14 protein-coding genes are annotated in these 16,276 nt (G+C 64.0%); 11 read left to right on the forward strand and 3 right to left on the reverse strand.

All coding sequences use genetic code 11. The annotated features are described in order from the left end of the window. The first annotated feature begins 103 nt into the window (after positions 1-103). Genes rfbB through rfbD form a run of 4 tightly spaced genes read left to right on the forward strand, consistent with a single transcriptional unit; the run spans position 104 to position 3,498 of the window. Positions 104-1,165: a dTDP-glucose 4,6-dehydratase gene (gene rfbB / locus BDO18943_RS07305; protein ID WP_175021822.1), complete on the forward strand. Its 1,062-nt coding sequence runs from the start codon at positions 104-106 to the stop codon at positions 1,163-1,165. Between the two features lie 11 nt (positions 1,166-1,176). Further along, on the forward strand, positions 1,177-2,070 hold the full coding sequence (gene rfbA, locus BDO18943_RS07310) for a glucose-1-phosphate thymidylyltransferase RfbA (protein WP_089450033.1): 894 nt from the start codon (positions 1,177-1,179) through the stop codon (positions 2,068-2,070). Beyond that, positions 2,055-2,606 carry a dTDP-4-dehydrorhamnose 3,5-epimerase gene (gene rfbC, locus BDO18943_RS07315; RefSeq protein WP_089450034.1) on the forward strand — a complete coding sequence of 184 codons (552 nt, stop codon included), beginning with the start codon at positions 2,055-2,057 and terminating at the stop codon, positions 2,604-2,606. The genes rfbA and rfbC overlap by 16 nt, the downstream gene beginning before the upstream one ends. Beyond that, on the forward strand, positions 2,599-3,498 hold the full coding sequence (gene rfbD, locus BDO18943_RS07320) for a dTDP-4-dehydrorhamnose reductase (RefSeq protein WP_175021823.1): 900 nt from the start codon (positions 2,599-2,601) through the stop codon (positions 3,496-3,498). The genes rfbC and rfbD overlap by 8 nt, the downstream gene beginning before the upstream one ends. A 53-nt stretch (positions 3,499-3,551) precedes the next feature. Here the strand turns inward: rfbD and BDO18943_RS07325 are convergent, their stop codons facing one another. Together BDO18943_RS07325 and BDO18943_RS07330 are read right to left on the reverse strand one after the other, a co-directional pair. Next, the gene (locus BDO18943_RS07325; protein ID WP_175021824.1) at positions 3,552-4,361 is read right to left on the reverse strand and encodes a glycosyltransferase family 2 protein; all 810 of its coding nucleotides are present in this window, start codon (positions 4,359-4,361) and stop codon (positions 3,552-3,554) included. Beyond that, positions 4,354-6,246: a glycosyltransferase family 4 protein gene (locus tag BDO18943_RS07330; RefSeq protein WP_175021825.1), complete on the reverse strand. Its 1,893-nt coding sequence runs from the start codon at positions 6,244-6,246 to the stop codon at positions 4,354-4,356. Before BDO18943_RS07330 ends, BDO18943_RS07325 begins: the two co-directional genes overlap by 8 nt. Positions 6,247-6,502: 256 nt before the next feature. Between BDO18943_RS07330 and BDO18943_RS07335 the strand changes: the two genes are divergently transcribed. The 7 genes from BDO18943_RS07335 (at position 6,503) to BDO18943_RS07365 (ending at position 15,083) form a co-directional block, all read left to right on the forward strand. Continuing rightward, the gene (locus tag BDO18943_RS07335; protein WP_175021826.1) at positions 6,503-8,557 is read left to right on the forward strand and encodes a glycosyltransferase family 2 protein; all 2,055 of its coding nucleotides are present in this window, start codon (positions 6,503-6,505) and stop codon (positions 8,555-8,557) included. A 34-nt stretch (positions 8,558-8,591) separates the two neighbouring features. Continuing rightward, entirely contained in the window at positions 8,592-9,524 is a 933-nt protein-coding gene (locus BDO18943_RS07340) for an ABC transporter permease (protein WP_175021827.1), read from the forward strand. 2 nt (positions 9,525-9,526) lie between these two features. After that, positions 9,527-10,261 carry an ABC transporter ATP-binding protein gene (locus BDO18943_RS07345; protein WP_089450040.1) on the forward strand — a complete coding sequence of 245 codons (735 nt, stop codon included), beginning with the start codon at positions 9,527-9,529 and terminating at the stop codon, positions 10,259-10,261. 111 nt (positions 10,262-10,372) lie between these two features. After that, positions 10,373-11,203 (forward strand): glycosyltransferase family 2 protein, encoded by an 831-nt coding sequence (locus BDO18943_RS07350; protein ID WP_175021828.1) that lies wholly within the window; start codon positions 10,373-10,375, stop codon positions 11,201-11,203. Further along, a complete protein-coding gene (locus tag BDO18943_RS07355) occupies positions 11,200-12,165 on the forward strand; it encodes a UDP-glucose 4-epimerase family protein (RefSeq protein ID WP_175021829.1) in 966 nt (321 codons plus the stop codon). Before BDO18943_RS07350 ends, BDO18943_RS07355 begins: the two co-directional genes overlap by 4 nt. Positions 12,166-12,170: 5 nt before the next feature. Next, the gene (locus BDO18943_RS07360; RefSeq protein ID WP_175021830.1) at positions 12,171-13,187 is read left to right on the forward strand and encodes an MraY family glycosyltransferase; all 1,017 of its coding nucleotides are present in this window, start codon (positions 12,171-12,173) and stop codon (positions 13,185-13,187) included. A gap of 12 nt (positions 13,188-13,199) precedes the next feature. Further along, complete coding sequence (locus BDO18943_RS07365; RefSeq protein ID WP_175021831.1) at positions 13,200-15,083, forward strand: polysaccharide biosynthesis protein; 1,884 nt, start codon at positions 13,200-13,202, stop codon at positions 15,081-15,083. Between the two features lie 84 nt (positions 15,084-15,167). On the opposite strand, the gene BDO18943_RS07370 is transcribed toward BDO18943_RS07365, so the two are convergent. Further along, entirely contained in the window at positions 15,168-16,274 is a 1,107-nt protein-coding gene (locus tag BDO18943_RS07370; protein ID WP_089450045.1) for an MraY family glycosyltransferase, read from the reverse strand. Between the last annotated feature and the right edge of the window lie 2 nt (positions 16,275-16,276).

Here is a 16,276-nt window from a genome sequence, read left to right on the forward strand (position 1 = left end):
ATGCCGGGCCTGATCGGCCGAGACTTGGCCACTGTGACATGACAAGAAGTGCGAAGTGCGCCTGTCAGGCGCGCCGCACATGATTATTACTAGAGGACGTTTCATGATCCTGGTTACCGGCGGCGCGGGTTTTATCGGTGCCAATTTCGTACTCGACTGGATGGCAGCTTCCGGCGAGGCCGTGCTCAATGTCGACAAGCTGACCTATGCGGGTAACCTGCGTACGCTGGCCCCGCTGAACGAGAATCCGGATCATGTGTTTGCCCGTGTCGACATCTGCGATCGCGCGGCACTCGATGCACTGTTTGTCGAGCACAAGCCGCGTGCCGTGATCCACTTTGCCGCCGAAAGCCACGTCGACCGCTCGATCCACGGGCCGGCCGATTTCGTGCAGACCAACGTCGTCGGCACGTTCACGCTGCTCGAAGCGGCGCGCATGCACTGGAACGGCCTGGACGATACCGACAAGGCGGCGTTCCGCTTCCTGCACGTGTCGACCGACGAGGTGTTCGGGTCGTTGTCCGCGACCGATCCGCAGTTCTCGGAAACGACGCCTTACGCGCCGAACAGCCCCTATTCGGCGACGAAGGCCGGCTCCGACCACCTCGTGCGTGCGTACCACCACACGTACGGGCTGCCGACGCTCACGACGAATTGCTCGAACAACTACGGCCCGTACCAGTTCCCGGAGAAGCTGATTCCGCTGATGATCGCGAACGCGCTCGCGGGCAAGCCGTTGCCGGTCTACGGCGATGGCCAGAACGTGCGCGACTGGCTGTACGTCGGCGACCACTGCAGCGCGATCCGCGAAGTGCTCGCGCGCGGCGTGCCGGGCGAGACGTACAACATCGGCGGCTGGAACGAGAAGAAGAACCTCGACGTCGTGCACTCGCTGTGCGACCTGCTCGACGCCGCGCAGCCGAAGGCAGCTGGTTCGTACCGCGACCAGATCACCTATGTGAAGGACCGCCCGGGCCACGACCGCCGCTATGCGATCGATGCGCGCAAGCTCGAGCGCGAACTCGGCTGGACGCCCGCCGAGACGTTCGAGACGGGGCTCGCGAAGACCGTCCGCTGGTATCTCGACAACCAGGCATGGGTGGACGAGGTCGCGTCCGGCGATTACCGCAAGTGGGTCGAAACCAATTACGCGCAACGCACGTGAGGGTCTGATCGATGGCACGTAAGGGCATTATTCTCGCCGGCGGCTCGGGCACGCGGCTGTATCCGATTACGCACGTCGTATCGAAGCAATTGCTGCCGGTGTACGACAAGCCGATGATTTATTACCCGCTGTCGACGCTGATGATCGCGGGCATTCGCGACGTGCTGATCATCTCGACGCCGCAGGACACCCCGCGCTTCGAGGCGATGCTCGGCGACGGCAGCCAGTGGGGGATGAACATCCAGTATGCGGTGCAGCCGTCGCCCGACGGGCTGGCACAGGCGTTCATCATCGGCAGGGACTTCGTCGGCAACGATCCGTCCGCGCTGATTCTCGGCGACAACATCTTCTACGGGCACGACCTCGCGAAGCAGCTCGAGCGGGCCAGCACGAAGGAGGCCGGCGCGACCGTGTTTGCCTATCACGTGCAGGATCCCGAGCGCTACGGCGTGGTCGAATTCGACCGCGCGTTCCGGGCGGTATCGATCGAAGAGAAGCCGGCCGTGCCGCGCTCGAGCTACGCGGTGACGGGGCTCTATTTCTACGACCGGCAGGTGTGCGATATTGCCGCCGACATCAAGCCGTCGGCGCGCGGCGAACTCGAGATCACGGACGTCAACTCGCGCTATCTGGCGGCCGGTGAGCTCGACGTCGAGATCATGGGGCGCGGCTACGCGTGGCTCGATACGGGCACGCACGATTCGCTGATCGAGGCGGCGACCTTCATCGCGACGCTGCAAAAGCGGCAAGGGCTGGTCGTGGCATGCCCTGAGGAAATCGCCTATCGGATGCGCTGGATCGACGCGGAGCAAGTGCTGGCGCTGGCACGACCGCTTGCGAAGAACGCTTACGGTAAATACCTGCAACACATTCTCGACGACCAATTGGCATGGCCATCCAAGTAACCGAAACGGCATTGCCGGAAATCAAGATCATCGAGCCGAAGGTGTTCGGCGATGCGCGCGGGTTCTTTTACGAGAGCTTCAATGCGCGCGAGTTTGCCGAACAGGTCGCGCCGGACGTGACGTTTGTGCAGGACAATCATTCGCGATCGGCGAAGGGTGTTCTGCGCGGGCTGCATTATCAGATCCAGCATGCGCAGGGGAAGCTCGTACGGGTCGTGGAGGGCGAAGTGCTCGACATCGCGGTCGATATCCGGCGCAGCTCGCCGAATTTCGGCAAGTGGGTCGGCGTACTGCTGTCGGAAGCCAATCATCGGCAGCTGTGGGTGCCGCCCGGCTTTGCGCACGGCTTCGTGGTGTTGTCCGACTCCGCGCAGTTCCTGTACAAGACGACCGACTACTGGTATCCCGAACACGAGCGCAGCCTGCTGTGGAACGATCCCGCGCTGGGTATCGACTGGCAGCTCGATGGCGAACCGGTGCTTGCGGCGAAGGATGCCGCCGGCAAGCCGCTCGCGGAGGCCGACGTGTATGAGTGACGCACGACGGATTCTCGTGACGGGCGTGGACGGGCAGGTCGGGTTCGCGCTCGCCCGTTCGCTGCAGGGGCTCGGCCGTGTCGTCGCGGTAGACCGTGCCGCACTCGACCTGGCCGATCCGGACCGGATTCGGGCGGTGGTGCGCGACGTGCGGCCCACGCTGATCGTCAATCCCGCGGCCTACACGGCGGTCGACCAGGCGGAGCGCGACGAAGACGCGGCAATGCGTATCAACGCGACCGCGCCGGGCGTGCTGGCCGAGGAGGCGAAGGCGCTGGGCGCTGCGTTGATCCATTACTCGACCGACTATGTGTTCGACGGTGCGAAGGCCTCGCCGTATGTCGAGACCGATACGCCCGCGCCGCAGAATGTCTACGGAAGCTCGAAGCTCGCGGGCGAGCGTGCGATCGAAGCCGTCGGCGCGGCCGCGATCGTATTTCGTACCAGCTGGGTGTACGGCGCGCGTGGACGCAACTTCCTGCTGACGATGCTGCGGCTCGCGGCGGAACGCCGGGAGTTGAAGATCGTCGCCGATCAGGTCGGTGCGCCGACCTGGGCGAACACGATCGCCACGATGACCGCGCACGTCGTCGCGCAGGCGCTTGCCGCCGACGATACGCCCGCGTGGTGGGCGTCCCGTTCGGGCGTCTATCATCTGACGGCTGGCGGCGAAACCTCGTGGCATGGTTTTGCGAGCGCGATCGTCGAGCTCGCCGCGCTTGAGGCGCGTCCGTTGGTACTGCCGATTCCGTCGTCGGAATATCCGACACCCGCCGTGCGCCCGGCGAACTCGCGCTTGTCGAACGAAAAGCTCTTGCGGACGTTCGGGCTTGCCGCACCGGACTGGCGCGATGCACTGGCGCTTTGCCTCGCCGAAATCCGGCGGGACTGAGCGCTTGCCGGACCGCGCGTCATCGCGGTCCGCTCACGGGCATTCCGGGTCGGTCAGGCTGTGCCGTCGGCCTGGAGAGGGTGATCCTCGTGCTTCCCGACGATGGGGAAAATCTGCTCCGGCATGTGCGGGAGCAGCCCTTCGCTCGCATTGCTCTGTCCCAGGGAGCCCATTTCCTTCACGCGGATGATGTGGACGGTATCCTGCACGATCCGGTGTGCGACGTCGGACCAAAGCGTTTCGATGTTCCAGGTCCAGTCCTCGATCCCGAGCCCCATCGACTTCACGACAGGCTTGTACGGGAACCGCTGGTAAATGCTGCGGTGCGCGAAAATGTTGGCTGACCAGACGTTGTTCAGGAACAGCGAATTGCGATCGAAGCCTTCCTCGTCGCTTGCCCGGTGGCGGAAGTGGAACGATTGGGCCAACGGGTGCGGCAGATGGTTCATCGAGTGCCGGTCGTAATCGCTCTCGTGGAAATAGAACAGACTTTCGGGGTGCCAGATGGAGCGGGCTTCGGCCGGCTCGTCGCGCGAGCACGCAAATGCGCGCGTCAGCCATTGGCTGCCCCACAGGTCGTCGCCATCGAGAAAGGCGAGATATTCGCCGCTTGCCGCTTCGACGCCCTTGTTTCTCGTCAGGCCCAGGTCGCCGCACGAGACGACGTCGAGTGCATCCAGCCACGCGCCGCGCTGTTTCACGATGTCGAGCGTCTGGGGGTCGGGGTTGTCGAGCAACGCTCGTGCTTCGATACGCAAGCCCGATTCGCGCGCGACGCTCACCAGTCGATGCATGCTCGCCAGAGCCGGAATCGCAAATGCCGCCTCTTTGTGGAAAACGATGAAGACGGAAATGTCAGTCACTTTCTAGTCCGAAGATGGTCTTGACGTTCTGCGAGTAGGCGGCAGGGGAGTGGCGGGCGACCACCTGCTGGTACGCGGCGGCAATCATGCGTTCGACTTCCGCGCCGGTCGATCCGCACACCGCGTCCATCGCCGTGCTGAATGCGGCGGCCGTTTCGACGGCGTGGTGCTGGTGGCCGACGAACTTGACGGCCGAGTCGTCGAACGTACCGCGCAGCCCGCCAACGTCCGCCAGGATCATCGGCAGCGCATGCTGGCTCATTTCCAGCACGATGTTGGGCATGCCTTCGAACAGGCTGGTGAAGATGAAGCCGTCATAGTCGACGAAATCCGCGGCCGGCACGTTTTCGAGCACGCCCTTGTGATGAATGTTCGGCGCGGAGAGGCCCAGTTGCGCAATGCTGCCGTGAACGGGGCCGTACACGTCGAATTCGTCCGAGCGGCGCAGTTGCGCGAGCGCGGCCAGGATCTCGGTGCCCTTGAACGGTTCGACGCGGGAAACCCACAGCCAGCGCCGATGCCGGTCGGGGTTGGCCCAGCGTGGCGCGCGGCGCGCCAGGCGGGCTGCGAACGTCGTCTCGTCGATCAGCATGGCCTTGGCCGGCAACTCCACGACGCCGGGGCCGCGAATGCCGCCCCACATGCGCTCGAGGGTATCGGCCATGCGCGCGTTGTCGGTCAGTGCCGCGGCATAGGAAAGCGTGCGGCGCGGGAAGCGTGCGCCGTAAGGGGCGCCGATGCCGTTGACGCCGAGGCTGAAGAACGTGCAGAAGATCTTTGCGTACTGCGACAAGCCGCGGCCGAACTGGGCGACCGCGTCAAGGCCGACCCGGCTGTTGTTGATGATGATCGTATTGGGCCGAAGGGCGTTGAGAAAGCGGGCGAAGACGGCCGCACTGGCGTGGCCCGGGCCGCACGCGTCACGCCAGAACAGCACCTCGTGCCGCTTGAGGGGCGCGAGGATGTTCAGCGCTTCCCAGCCGGCGGATTCCTTTTCGGTTGCCTCGGTCACCACCACGAGGATCGGTTCGGCGACCGAATCGCCAAGCGTCTGCACGAGGTCGGCCACGTATTTCTCGGCACCGCCGGTACACAGGAACGGCGTCGCGACGACCGTGCGCGGCACCACCGACAGCGATTCGAAGATTCTCGACACGTGAACGCCGTCGCGAGCCAGCAGGTCGGTCGCGTCGAATTCGCGAAGATTGCTGATCGCTTTCGCGCCGGCCGCCACGATCCCGAGATCGAATTCGGCCTGTTCGGCGATCTGATCGAGGATGCGTCCGATCGGGCGACGCACGCGGACCGCGACGGGGCGCCCGTTCCAGCGAAAGTACTGCCACGACGCGCCTTCGATGTGATCCATGTCGCCGATCACGACGTCCGTGCGCGGTGCCATCGAGCGACCTTCGTCGATGCCCCACTTCAGCCAGTGTTCGACGGGGTCGACGCCGGCGGCCTTGACGTCCGGGTTGTTGAACAGATAGGCGTCGCGATCGAATTTTTCTTCGACGAACGCTCGAAATCGTGCGTCGCTTCCCGGCTCGCGGTCGCCTTGCGACGGAGCCGTGCCGTTGGGGCTGGCGGCCGTGTTGCTACGGGCGGGCCCGCGGCCCGCCGTCATGCGATGTCGCAGCCGCGACAGAACACGCTTGGAGAGGCGGGCAGTACCTTGAATCGTCAGTTTCATGTGATGAATGCGCAGCCTCGAACGAGAACACGTTAACACACCGGATACACGGAATGTCGGCCTCGATCGGCGGAGGCGGCAAGTGACAACGGCCGAGATTGTACATGACCGCTGTTGTGCCCTTTCCGCGAATGCACCTGTCCGGTGCGTGCGGTCAGGGGCGGGCGGCTGGCGTGGGCGTACCGCGGCAGCCACGGACGTCGCGGGAACGCCGCCGGGACGCAACTCGACAGGCCTTGAAACACCTTTTAACATTATCCGCGGAGTCATTCATGCGACAATGCCGCCTTTGTCGGGCCTGTCGTCAGGCGGCCGAACCGGTCCAAATAGTCCAAATGGTTCAACGGGCCGGGTGCCGGCGGTAACGGCCTGATCGCAACGCGTTTGCGTCTCTCCTCGACTCGAGAGTCGTCCATTCGCACGGGGGTCTCGTGGAGTACGAGAGGCATCCGTGGCGGGAGCGGGAGGCACCCTGTCGTCCGGGGCTGCCCAGGTAGTTCCAGTGCCGGCTCCAGCGCCGGCCAGACAGCTGCAACGCGAGCGGCTGTCCCGGGACGCTGCCGCCTTGTATCCCCGTCCCTCGTTCAGGCGAGTAGACATGACAGAACCACTCTTTCCCCCCGGTCACCCTTTGGAATCAATGTCCAGTCTGAGCACAACCGACCTACCTTGTATCGATATTTCCATCGTTACATACAATTCCGAGCGCTGGCTTGCGGGTTTCTGGGAGAGTCTCGTCGCGCAGCAGTATCCGCTCGACAAGATCACAGTGTTGATTCGTGACAATGGTTCGAAGGACCGCACGGTCGAGGTGCTGCGCGACCTGATCGCGCGATTCGGCGAGCGGTTCCGGTCGGTGTCGCTGGACGTGGGCGCAAACGTCGGCTTCGGCGCAGGGCACAACGCCAACCTTGCGGCGGGCCGGTCGGATTTCTTTCTGGTCACCAACGTCGACCTGACGTACGAGGCGGATGCCATCGAGCGCGCGGTGCGCCGCGCCGTCGCCGACGACGCGCGGGTCGCGGGCTGGGAGTTCAGGCAAAAGCCGTACGAGCATCCGAAGTACTACGATCCCGTCACGCTCGAGGTGAGCTGGGCGTCAAGCGCTTGCATGCTGTTCCGGCGCAGCGCGCTGGAGCAGGTCGGGGGTTACGAGTCACGCTTGTTCATGTACGGCGAAGACGTCGAGCTTTCGTATCGCCTTCGCGATCGAGGCCATCTCATCAAGTACTGCGTCGACGCCGTGTGCTGGCACTACACCTATGAAACCGCGAACGAGCTGAAGCCGGTGCAGTTTTTCGGCAGCACGCGGGCGAACGTCCTGTTGCGCATGCGGTACGGCACGCTGCGCCAGATCGTCGGCGGGATCGCGATGTATCTCGGGTTGTTCATGATCCCGCTGCCGATCCAGGGGCGCATCAAGGGCCTGTTTGCGAACCTGATGACGATCCTGCGCGACGGATTCTATTTCCTGCGGACGCGCAAGCAGTCGGACATCACGTTCTCGTTCCGCGGTTGGGACTACGAGCAATCTCGCGAAGGTGCGTTTCAAACGTTCGAGCACGTGCCGGCGGACGCGCCGCTCGTGAGCATCGTGGTGCGTACGTGTGCGGGGCGCCTGGGCAAGTTGAAAGAGGCCGTGCAGTCGGTCGTGCATCAGACTTACCCGAACGTCGAACTCGTGGTGGTGGAGGACGGCTCGGATACCGCGCAGTCGTTCGTCGAAGCCGTTCGGGCATCGGGCGCGCTTGCACGGGTGCAGTACCACCCGATTCCGAAAGCAGGGCGCTGTGTCGCCGGCAACGTCGGGCTCGAGGCGTCGACCGGCAAGTACGCGTGTTTCCTCGATGACGACGACCTGCTGTTTGCCGACCACGTCGAAGTGCTGGCGCGCAAGCTCGACAGCCGTCCGGACCTGGCCGGCGCGTATGCGCTCGCGTTCCAGGTGGATACGGAAATCGTCAGCCATGATCCGTGGGTGTACCGGGTTGCCAGCCGCTACGTAGCGTACCGCGAGGGTTTCTCGCGGGCGGCGATCTGGCATCACAACTTCATTCCGATTCAGGCGATTCTGTTCCGGCGCGCGCTGTTCGAGCAGTACGGCGGGTTCAACGTGCAACTGGATCGCCTCGAGGACTGGGACTTGTGGGTGCGTTATTGCCAGCGCAACGATTTCGAGCTCGTCGAGAAGGTGACATCCGAGTATCGGGTGCCGGCTCAAGACTCGGTTGCATCGGTTCGTCAGCAGGAACTGGACGACTACTATCAGAAAGCGGTGGAGGCCCGGGACGGCATGGTGCTGCAGATGACGCCGAACGAGGTGATGAAGTACGCCGAGGAACTGGCGAAGATCATGTACCCGATCGCGGTGTCGAGGAGCCGGCTTCGCGCGATCGCGCTGCGGATTCCCGGAATCTGGGTATTGCGCCGCTTCTATCTGATTTCTCGTGGCGTAATGGGGCGGGTCAAGCGGAAGTTCGCGGCGGCGGCGAAGCGGCAAGGGTAATCCTGCGCCGGATCGGTCGCTGATTGCGCGACCGGTGCGCTATAATTTGCGCCCCCTCCGATCCGGGCCGGAGTCCGATGCGTGGCGCGAGACGTGGAAAGCCGTTCGCCGTATCGGGTCCGCGGCCGCCGAGCGGTCGCCGGGGCTGGTTTGCATGCCGATTTTGCCAAATTGCCGGTTTCAATTGAACTCGATAATGTTTACCAAAGAGCTGTTTGCCTATCGGCACGTGCTGTACCAACTGGTGACGCAGCAACTGCTGGCCCGTTACCGCCGGACCATCTTCGGATATTTGTGGACGATTCTCAATCCGCTGATGATGATGACGGTGTCCGCCGTCGTTTTCTCGCATATCTTCCGCCTCGGCCTGCGCGACTACGCCATTTTCCTGTTCGCCGCCACGGTGCCGTGGAACTTCTTCAGCGGATGCGTGGTGCAGGCGGGTAGCTCGATCGTCTCGAACGAAGGGCTGATCAAGAAAGTCTATGTCCCGAAGCTGATCTTCCCGATCTCGACCGCGATCGGGTGCCTGCTGGATTCGCTGTTCGGCCTGGTTGCGCTGTTCGTCATCGCGTTTGTCGTGGGCGCGCGCATCAGTCCGGCCTTGTTCTTTCTTCCGATTTCTTTCGCGATCCTGTATTTCTTCGCGCTCGGTCTCGCGCTGATGCTGTCGGTTGCGATGGTGTATTTCCGGGATCTGCAGCATCTGATCGGCGTGCTGATGCAGGCGTTGTACTTCCTGACGCCGATCATGTACCAGCCGAGCGCCATTTCGCCGCGACTGCAAGACATCCTGCGTTTCAATCCGCTGCTCTATTTCGTGGATCTGTTCCGCGCACCGATTTATCGCTCGGAATTGCCGTCGTTGACGGTGATCGGCATCGCGTTGGGCGCTGCGATCGCAAGCTTCTCGATCGGACTCAAGCTGTTTCGGTCGTACGAGAACAAACTTATCTTTAGGCTTTGATTATGTCTTCGATTGAAGTGGTAAATGTGTCGCTCAAATTTCGACTTTACCATGACAAGACGCCGAGTCTGAAAGACTACCTTGCGCAGTTTTTTCGCTCGAAATCCCATTCGAAATTCACGGATTTCTGGGCGTTGAAGAATGTCAGTCTGACGATTCGGCGCGGCGATCGTGTGGGTATCGTCGGGCATAACGGCGCCGGTAAAAGTACGCTGCTGAAGACCATCTGCCGCATTTATTCCGCGCAGTCCGGCGACGTCAAGATCACCGGGCGCGTCGCGCCGCTCATCGAGATCGGCGCCGGCTTCAATCCCGAATTCAGCGGTCGTGACAATATTTATTTCAGCGGCAGCATTCTCGGCTATTCGAAAGACGAGTTGCGCCGCCTGGAAGGCGAAATCATTGAATTCACGGAGCTGGAAGAATTCATCGACACGCCGGTGAAATACTATTCGACCGGCATGTACATGAAGCTGGCGTTTGCAATTGCGACGGCCGTTCATCCGGAAATCCTGATTCTCGACGAAGTGTTTGCCGGCGGCGACGCGTCTTTCATCGCCAAGGCCAAGCAGCGGATGACGGAGTTCATCGACAAGGCCAGCATCATGGTCTGCGTGTCGCACGACATGGACCTGTTGAAGACGCTGTGCAATCGCGTCGTGTGGCTCGATCACGGGCAGGTAAAGGCGGACGGAAATCCCGATGAAATCATCACGCAGTACCTGGCGGCGCGTTGACGCACGCGTAGCGGTCAGCCTGTCCGGCATGACCCCGGTGCGCGTTCGACGTGGCGCCGAAGCGGCGCGGTGCGCCGGCATGCGTGGCGCCGACCCACTCGGGCGGCTGGCGTGACGGGCGGTTCAGATAACCGGCTGTCGGTATCCGTCGTCGTCTATCGGCCTGACGCGACGGTGCTGGCGCGCACGCTCGAGAGCTTGTGTGTTGCCGTCGACGCGACGCGCAAGTCCCGCCCCGGATTTGCCGTCGACCTGTACATGATCGACAACGGCGGCCTTGCGGACGCCGGATGGAACCCGGGCGTGCTCGATGCCGCCGGGATCCGTCATGTGACCGTGAGCGGCCAGGGTAACGTCGGATACGGGCGAGGGCACAATCTCGCGATCGAGCGCGCGGATGGCGGCTACCATCTGATTCTGAATCCGGACATCGACGTCGAGCCCGATGCGCTCACGCACGCGCTGAAATTTTTCGATGCCCATCCGGATGTCGGCCTGCTGACGCCGAGGATCGATGACGGCGACGGCCATATTCAGTATCTGTGCCGCCGCTATCCGACGGTGCTGGACCTGGCCGTGCGGGGTTTCATGCCGGCGCGGTTCAGGCGGTTTTTCTCGTCGCGACTGTCCCGATATGAAATGCGGGACGTGATCAACGATCGCGACATCGTGTGGGATCCCCCGATCGTCAGCGGCTGCTTCATGCTGTTCCGGACCGGCCTCCTCAAGAAGCTCGGCGGCTTCGATCCGCGCTATTTCCTGTATTTCGAAGACTACGACCTGAGCTTGCGCACGCTCGATGTTGCGCGGGTTGCGTACGTGCCGACCGTGCGGGTGTCGCACTATGGCGGTGGCGCTTCGCGCAAGGGATTCGCGCACATCCGGATGTTCTCGGCGTCGGCATTCAAGTTCTTCAACCGCTTCGGCTGGAAGTGTCTATGAGCGATGTGCTCGTGACCGGAGCGAACGGGTTCGTCGGCCGTGCGCTTTGCCTGGCGCTGCAGCGTCACGGGCATACCGCGAGCGGGCTGGTGCGCCGCTCGGGCGCGTGTGTTGCCGGCGTTCGAGAGTGGGTTCATCCCGCCGATGACTTCGCGGGCCTCGCCGAGGCGTGGCCGGCTGCGTTCGCGCCGGATTGCGTGGTGCACCTCGCGGCGCGCGTCCACGTGATGCGTGACGACGCCGTCGATCCGGTTGCCGCATTTCGCGCGGCAAACGTCGAAGGCGCGTTGCGGGTTGCGCAGGCCGCACATCGCCACCAGGTCCGGCGAATGGTGTTCGTCAGCAGCGTGAAGGCGGTGGCGGAGTCCGACGGCGGCGTGCCGCTGGACGAGCGTGCGCCGCCGCATCCGGAAGATGCGTACGGGCGGTCGAAACTCGAGGCCGAGCAGGCGCTGCTCGAGTTTGCGTCGCAAACCGGCCTCGACGTCGTGATCGTTCGCCCGCCGCTCGTCTATGGCCCCGGTGTGCGCGCCAACTTCCTGCGGATGATGGATGCGATCGCGCGCGGCGTGCCGCTGCCGCTCGGCGCGATCGCCGCCCGCCGCAGTCTGGTCTACGTCGACAATCTCGCGGATGCGCTGCTGCACTGTGCGACCGACCCGCGTGCGGCGCAGGGCTGCTTTCACGTTGCCGACGACGACGCACCGTCCGTGACGGAGCTGCTGCAGATGGTCGGCGAGGCGCTTGGCAAGCCGGCGCGGTTGTTCCCGGTTCCGGTCGGGGTGTTGCGCGCGGTGGGCAAGTTGACCGGCCGGACTGCCGCGATCGACCGCCTGACGGGCGGCCTGCAGCTCGATACCGGCTGCATCGCACGGGTGCTCGACTGGCGGCCCCCCCATTCGACCCGGCAGGGGCTCGAAGCGACGGCGGCATGGTATCGTTCGCGCGACACGGAACAATAACCGACATGCATTTCGCGATTTCCACGTGGCCGACCGCCGCCGCGATGGCGCTGGCTTGCGCCATCGTGACGGCAGCGATCCTGCGCACGCTGCTCGTCACCGGGCTGGCGTGGCGGCTTGCCACCGACATTCCAAACGATCGTTCGTTGCACGTGCGTCCGACGCCGCGCGTCGGCGGCTGGGGCATCGTGCCGGTTTCCGTGCTCGCGATGCTGGGGTTCGCGCCGCAGCTCTGGCTGATCGCCGTCGCGGGGGCGGCGCTGGCAGCCCTGTCGCAATTCGACGACCGGCACGGGTTGCCTGCCCGGGTCAGGTTCACCGCGCATCTGGCCGCAGTCGTCGCGCTGATCGCCTGCTATCCGGCCGCGGCCCCATGGTGGCTGCTGGCGGGTGTCGGTTTCGCGATGGTCTGGCTGACCAACCTCTACAACTTCATGGACGGTGCGGACGGCCTTGCAGGCGGGATGGCGCTGTTCGGTTTCGGGGCCTATGCGGTGGCGGCGCTGGCCGGTGTGCATCCGTCCCCTGATCTTGTCGCCGGTGCCGCCGCAGTCGCGGGTGCCGCGCTGGGTTTCCTGTTTCTGAATTTCCATCCGGCGAAGCTGTTCCTCGGCGATGCGGGCTCCATTCCACTCGGGTTCATGGCGGGCGCGCTCGGCTACTGGGGCTGGCGACGCGGGGTCTGGCCGATCTGGTTCCCGGCGATGGTCTTCGCGCCCTTTATTGCCGATGCATCTGTAACACTCCTGAGACGTTTGTTACGCGGAGAAAAGTTCTGGCAGGCGCACCGGGAGCATTATTATCAAAGGATGGTGCGATCCGGCATCGGTCATGGACGCACCGCCGTATATTGGTACCTCATCATGCTCGCGGGCATAATCGTTGCCCTGTGGGCATTGGGTCGCCCGGAACCGCAGCAGTGGTTGCTGTTTGCCGCCTGGTACGGCGTTCTCGTATGTCTCGGGCTCGTCATTGACATGCGCTGGCGCCGGATTCGGCAGGCCGCCGAAAACAAATCATGAGGTTTCCCGCCGATGTTGCGATCCAAAGCATCGTGGCTGTCGCTGAGTGCTTTCCTGTTCGACCTGACCGCGGTACTTGCCGCGTGGTTGTTCGCTTATCTCGTTCGTTTCAACGGTAGCGTCCCGCATGAGTTCCTGCGCGGCGCGCTGAAGGCGCTGACATGGGTGCTGCCCGTGTACGCGCTGATGTTCCGCGGGTTCGGCCTGTATCGCGGGCTCTGGGTATTCGCGAGCCTGCCCGACCTGATGCGTATCTCGAAGGCGGTGGCCGGCGGCGGCGTGATCGTGATGATCGGCGCCGTGATGTTCCAGCCGACGCCGATCATTCCCCGCTCGGTGCTGCTCGTGTCGCCGCTGATGCTGTTCCTGGTGATGGGCGGCGCACGCGCGCTGTATCGCGCGACCAAGGAGTACTACCTGTACGGCGGGCTCGTCGGGAAGGGCAAGCCGGTGCTGGTGCTCGGCGCCGGCACGGCCGGCGCGAGCCTCGCGCGCGAGCTGTCGCGCTCCGGCGAGTGGCGCCTCGTCGGCCTGCTTGACGATGACGTCGCCAAGCAGGGCCGCGAGATATACGGTCACAAGGTGCTGGGCTCGTTCAACGACCTCAAGCACTGGACCGACGCGATGAAGGTCGAATACGCGATCATCGCGATTCCGTCGGCGTCGGTCGAGGTGCAGCGCCGCGTCGCGACGTTGTGCGTGCGGGCCGGCGTGAAGGCGATGGTGCTGCCGTCGCTGACCGCGCTGATGCCGGGGCAGGGCTTCCTGTCGCAGGTGCGGAACATCGATCTCGAGGATCTGCTTGGCCGCGAGGCCGTGACGATCGACACGCCGCACGTCGAGGCGTTGCTGCGTGGCCGCGTCGTGATGGTGACGGGCGCGGGCGGGTCGATCGGCTCCGAGCTGTGCCGGCAGATCCTGCGTTTCGCGCCGGCGCAACTCGTCGCGTTCGACCTGTCCGAGTATGCGATGTACCGGCTGACCGAGGAACTGCACGAGCGCTTCCCCGATTTGCCTGTTCTGCCGATCATCGGCGACGCGAAGGATTCGCTGCTGCTCGACCAGGTGATGTCGCGTCATGCGCCGCACATCGTGTTCCATGCGGCCGCCTACAAGCATGTGCCGCTGATGGAAGAGCACAACGCGTGGCAGGCCTTGCGCAACAACGTGCTCGGCACCTATCGCGTGGCTCGCGCGGCGATTCGCCACGATGTCCGTCATTTCGTGCTGATCTCGACCGACAAGGCGGTCAATCCGACCAACGTGATGGGCGCGAGCAAGCGCCTGGCCGAAATGGCCTGCCAGGCGTTGCAGCAGACGAGCGAGCGCACGCAGTTCGAGACCGTGCGCTTCGGCAACGTGCTGGGCAGCGCGGGCAGCGTGATCCCGAAATTCCAGCAGCAGATCGCGAAGGGCGGCCCGGTGACGGTCACGCATCCGGAGATCACGCGTTTCTTCATGACGATCCCGGAAGCGTCGCAGCTCGTGCTGCAGGCGTCGAGCATGGGGCATGGCGGCGAGATCTTCATCCTCGACATGGGCGAACCGGTGAGGATCGTCGATCTCGCGTGCGACCTGATCCGCCTGTATGGTTTCGCGGAAGAGCAGATCCGCATCGAGTTCACCGGGCTGCGGCCTGGCGAGAAGCTCTACGAGGAGCTGCTCGCGGATGACGAGGCGACGACGCGCACACCGCACCCGAAGCTGCGGATCGCGCGTGCACGGGAAGTGCCGGACAATTTCCTCGACGAGCTGCTGCCGTGGCTGATGCAGCATCGTGTACTGCCTGACGACGAAGTGCGGCGCGACCTGCGGCGCTGGGTGCCGGAATATCAGACGGCCATTGCCCCCGTGTTGCAGAGCGTCCCGTCGGTGCGCGCCGCATCGAACGGGTGACGCGGCCCCGGGCCGTGAACCGGACGGCAAGACAAAAAAAGCGCCCTGCGGGGCGCTTTTTTTGTCCGGAAGTCGGTATGCGGCTCAGTGGCTGCGTCGATGCTTTCTCACCACCATCCACCGCGGCGCCTTGAACCGCACGATGCTGAGGTACAGCCACACGTAGGTCAGCGCGAACAGCACGACGAACACGAACAGGTGCACCGTGTGCCGCCAGAACAGCGTCGCGGGAATCACCGCGACGAGGCACAGCAGCCACAGATACGGCGACGTCAGCGAATTGCGTCGCGTCAGGTCGTGCGCGTGCTTCGTGCCGACCGCCCAGCGCATCAGCCGCTTGTACACGAGCATGTGCAGGTGCACGCCGTCCGGAATGCCGGGCGACATCCCGCGGATGAATTTCTTCCGGTAGATCGAGAAGCAGGTCTCGAAGATCGGGTACATGAACAGCAGCACGGGGTACCACGCGGACACCTCGCGGTTGCGCATCACGAGCAGGATCGCGAGTTCCGCGAGCATGAAGCCGATGAAGTACGCGCCGCCGTCGCCGAGGAAGATCAGGCCGGCCGGGAAATTCCACAGGAAGAAGCCGAGCACGGCGCCCATCATGATGATCGACGCGGACATGACGACCGGGTCGCCGACCTGGAACGCCACGTACGCGAGCGACGCGAACATCATGAAGCTGACCATCGACGCGAGCCCGTTGAAGCCGTCGATGATGTTGACCGCATTCGCGAGCGCCGCGACGGCGAGCACGGTGACGAACGCCGAAATGGCGCCATAGCTAAGCAGGAAATCGAGCGGCGGCACGCTGATGCGCGTGACCGCGATGTGCAGCAGCCAGAACGCGAGCGCGGCCGCCCCCATCGTGCAGAGCAGCCGCGCGCGCGGCGACACGCGCTTGGTCAGGTCCTCGACCAGGCCGGACAGGAACGCCGGCATGCCGCAGGCAACGATGCCGAGAATGCTGCCGGCGATCGTCGGGTAGCGCTGCATGAGCAGCAGCGCCCCGGTGATGACGCCCGCGAGGATCCCGATGCCCCCGACCCGCGGCACGGGCCGCACGTGGAATTTCTGCACGCCGGCCAGGTCGCTGTCGATCGAGAATTTCTCGTGAAGGTGCGCGTAGCGCACGATGAACAGCGTGACGAGCAGGGAGACAATGAAGCCGGACGCGAAGCTGAGCATGG

Origin of the sequence: Burkholderia aenigmatica (assembly GCF_902499175.1) — a bacterium.
GTDB lineage: Bacteria > Pseudomonadota > Gammaproteobacteria > Burkholderiales > Burkholderiaceae > Burkholderia > Burkholderia aenigmatica.

Excerpts from the sequence above, each read along its gene's own strand:
- BDO18943_RS07370 (WP_089450045.1), bottom strand. The coding sequence starts at position 16,274 with ATGCTCAGCTTCGCGTCCGGCTTCATTGTCTCCCTGCTCGTCACGCTG.
- rfbB (WP_175021822.1), top strand. The coding sequence starts at position 104 with ATGATCCTGGTTACCGGCGGCGCGGGTTTTATCGGTGCCAATTTCGTA.
- BDO18943_RS07355 (WP_175021829.1), top strand. The coding sequence starts at position 11,200 with ATGAGCGATGTGCTCGTGACCGGAGCGAACGGGTTCGTCGGCCGTGCG.
- BDO18943_RS07365 (WP_175021831.1), top strand. The coding sequence starts at position 13,200 with ATGTTGCGATCCAAAGCATCGTGGCTGTCGCTGAGTGCTTTCCTGTTC.
- rfbD (WP_175021823.1), top strand. The coding sequence starts at position 2,599 with ATGAGTGACGCACGACGGATTCTCGTGACGGGCGTGGACGGGCAGGTC.
- rfbA (WP_089450033.1), top strand. The coding sequence starts at position 1,177 with ATGGCACGTAAGGGCATTATTCTCGCCGGCGGCTCGGGCACGCGGCTG.
- BDO18943_RS07360 (WP_175021830.1), top strand. The coding sequence starts at position 12,171 with ATGCATTTCGCGATTTCCACGTGGCCGACCGCCGCCGCGATGGCGCTG.
- BDO18943_RS07345 (WP_089450040.1), top strand. The coding sequence starts at position 9,527 with ATGTCTTCGATTGAAGTGGTAAATGTGTCGCTCAAATTTCGACTTTAC.
- rfbC (WP_089450034.1), top strand. The coding sequence starts at position 2,055 with ATGGCCATCCAAGTAACCGAAACGGCATTGCCGGAAATCAAGATCATC.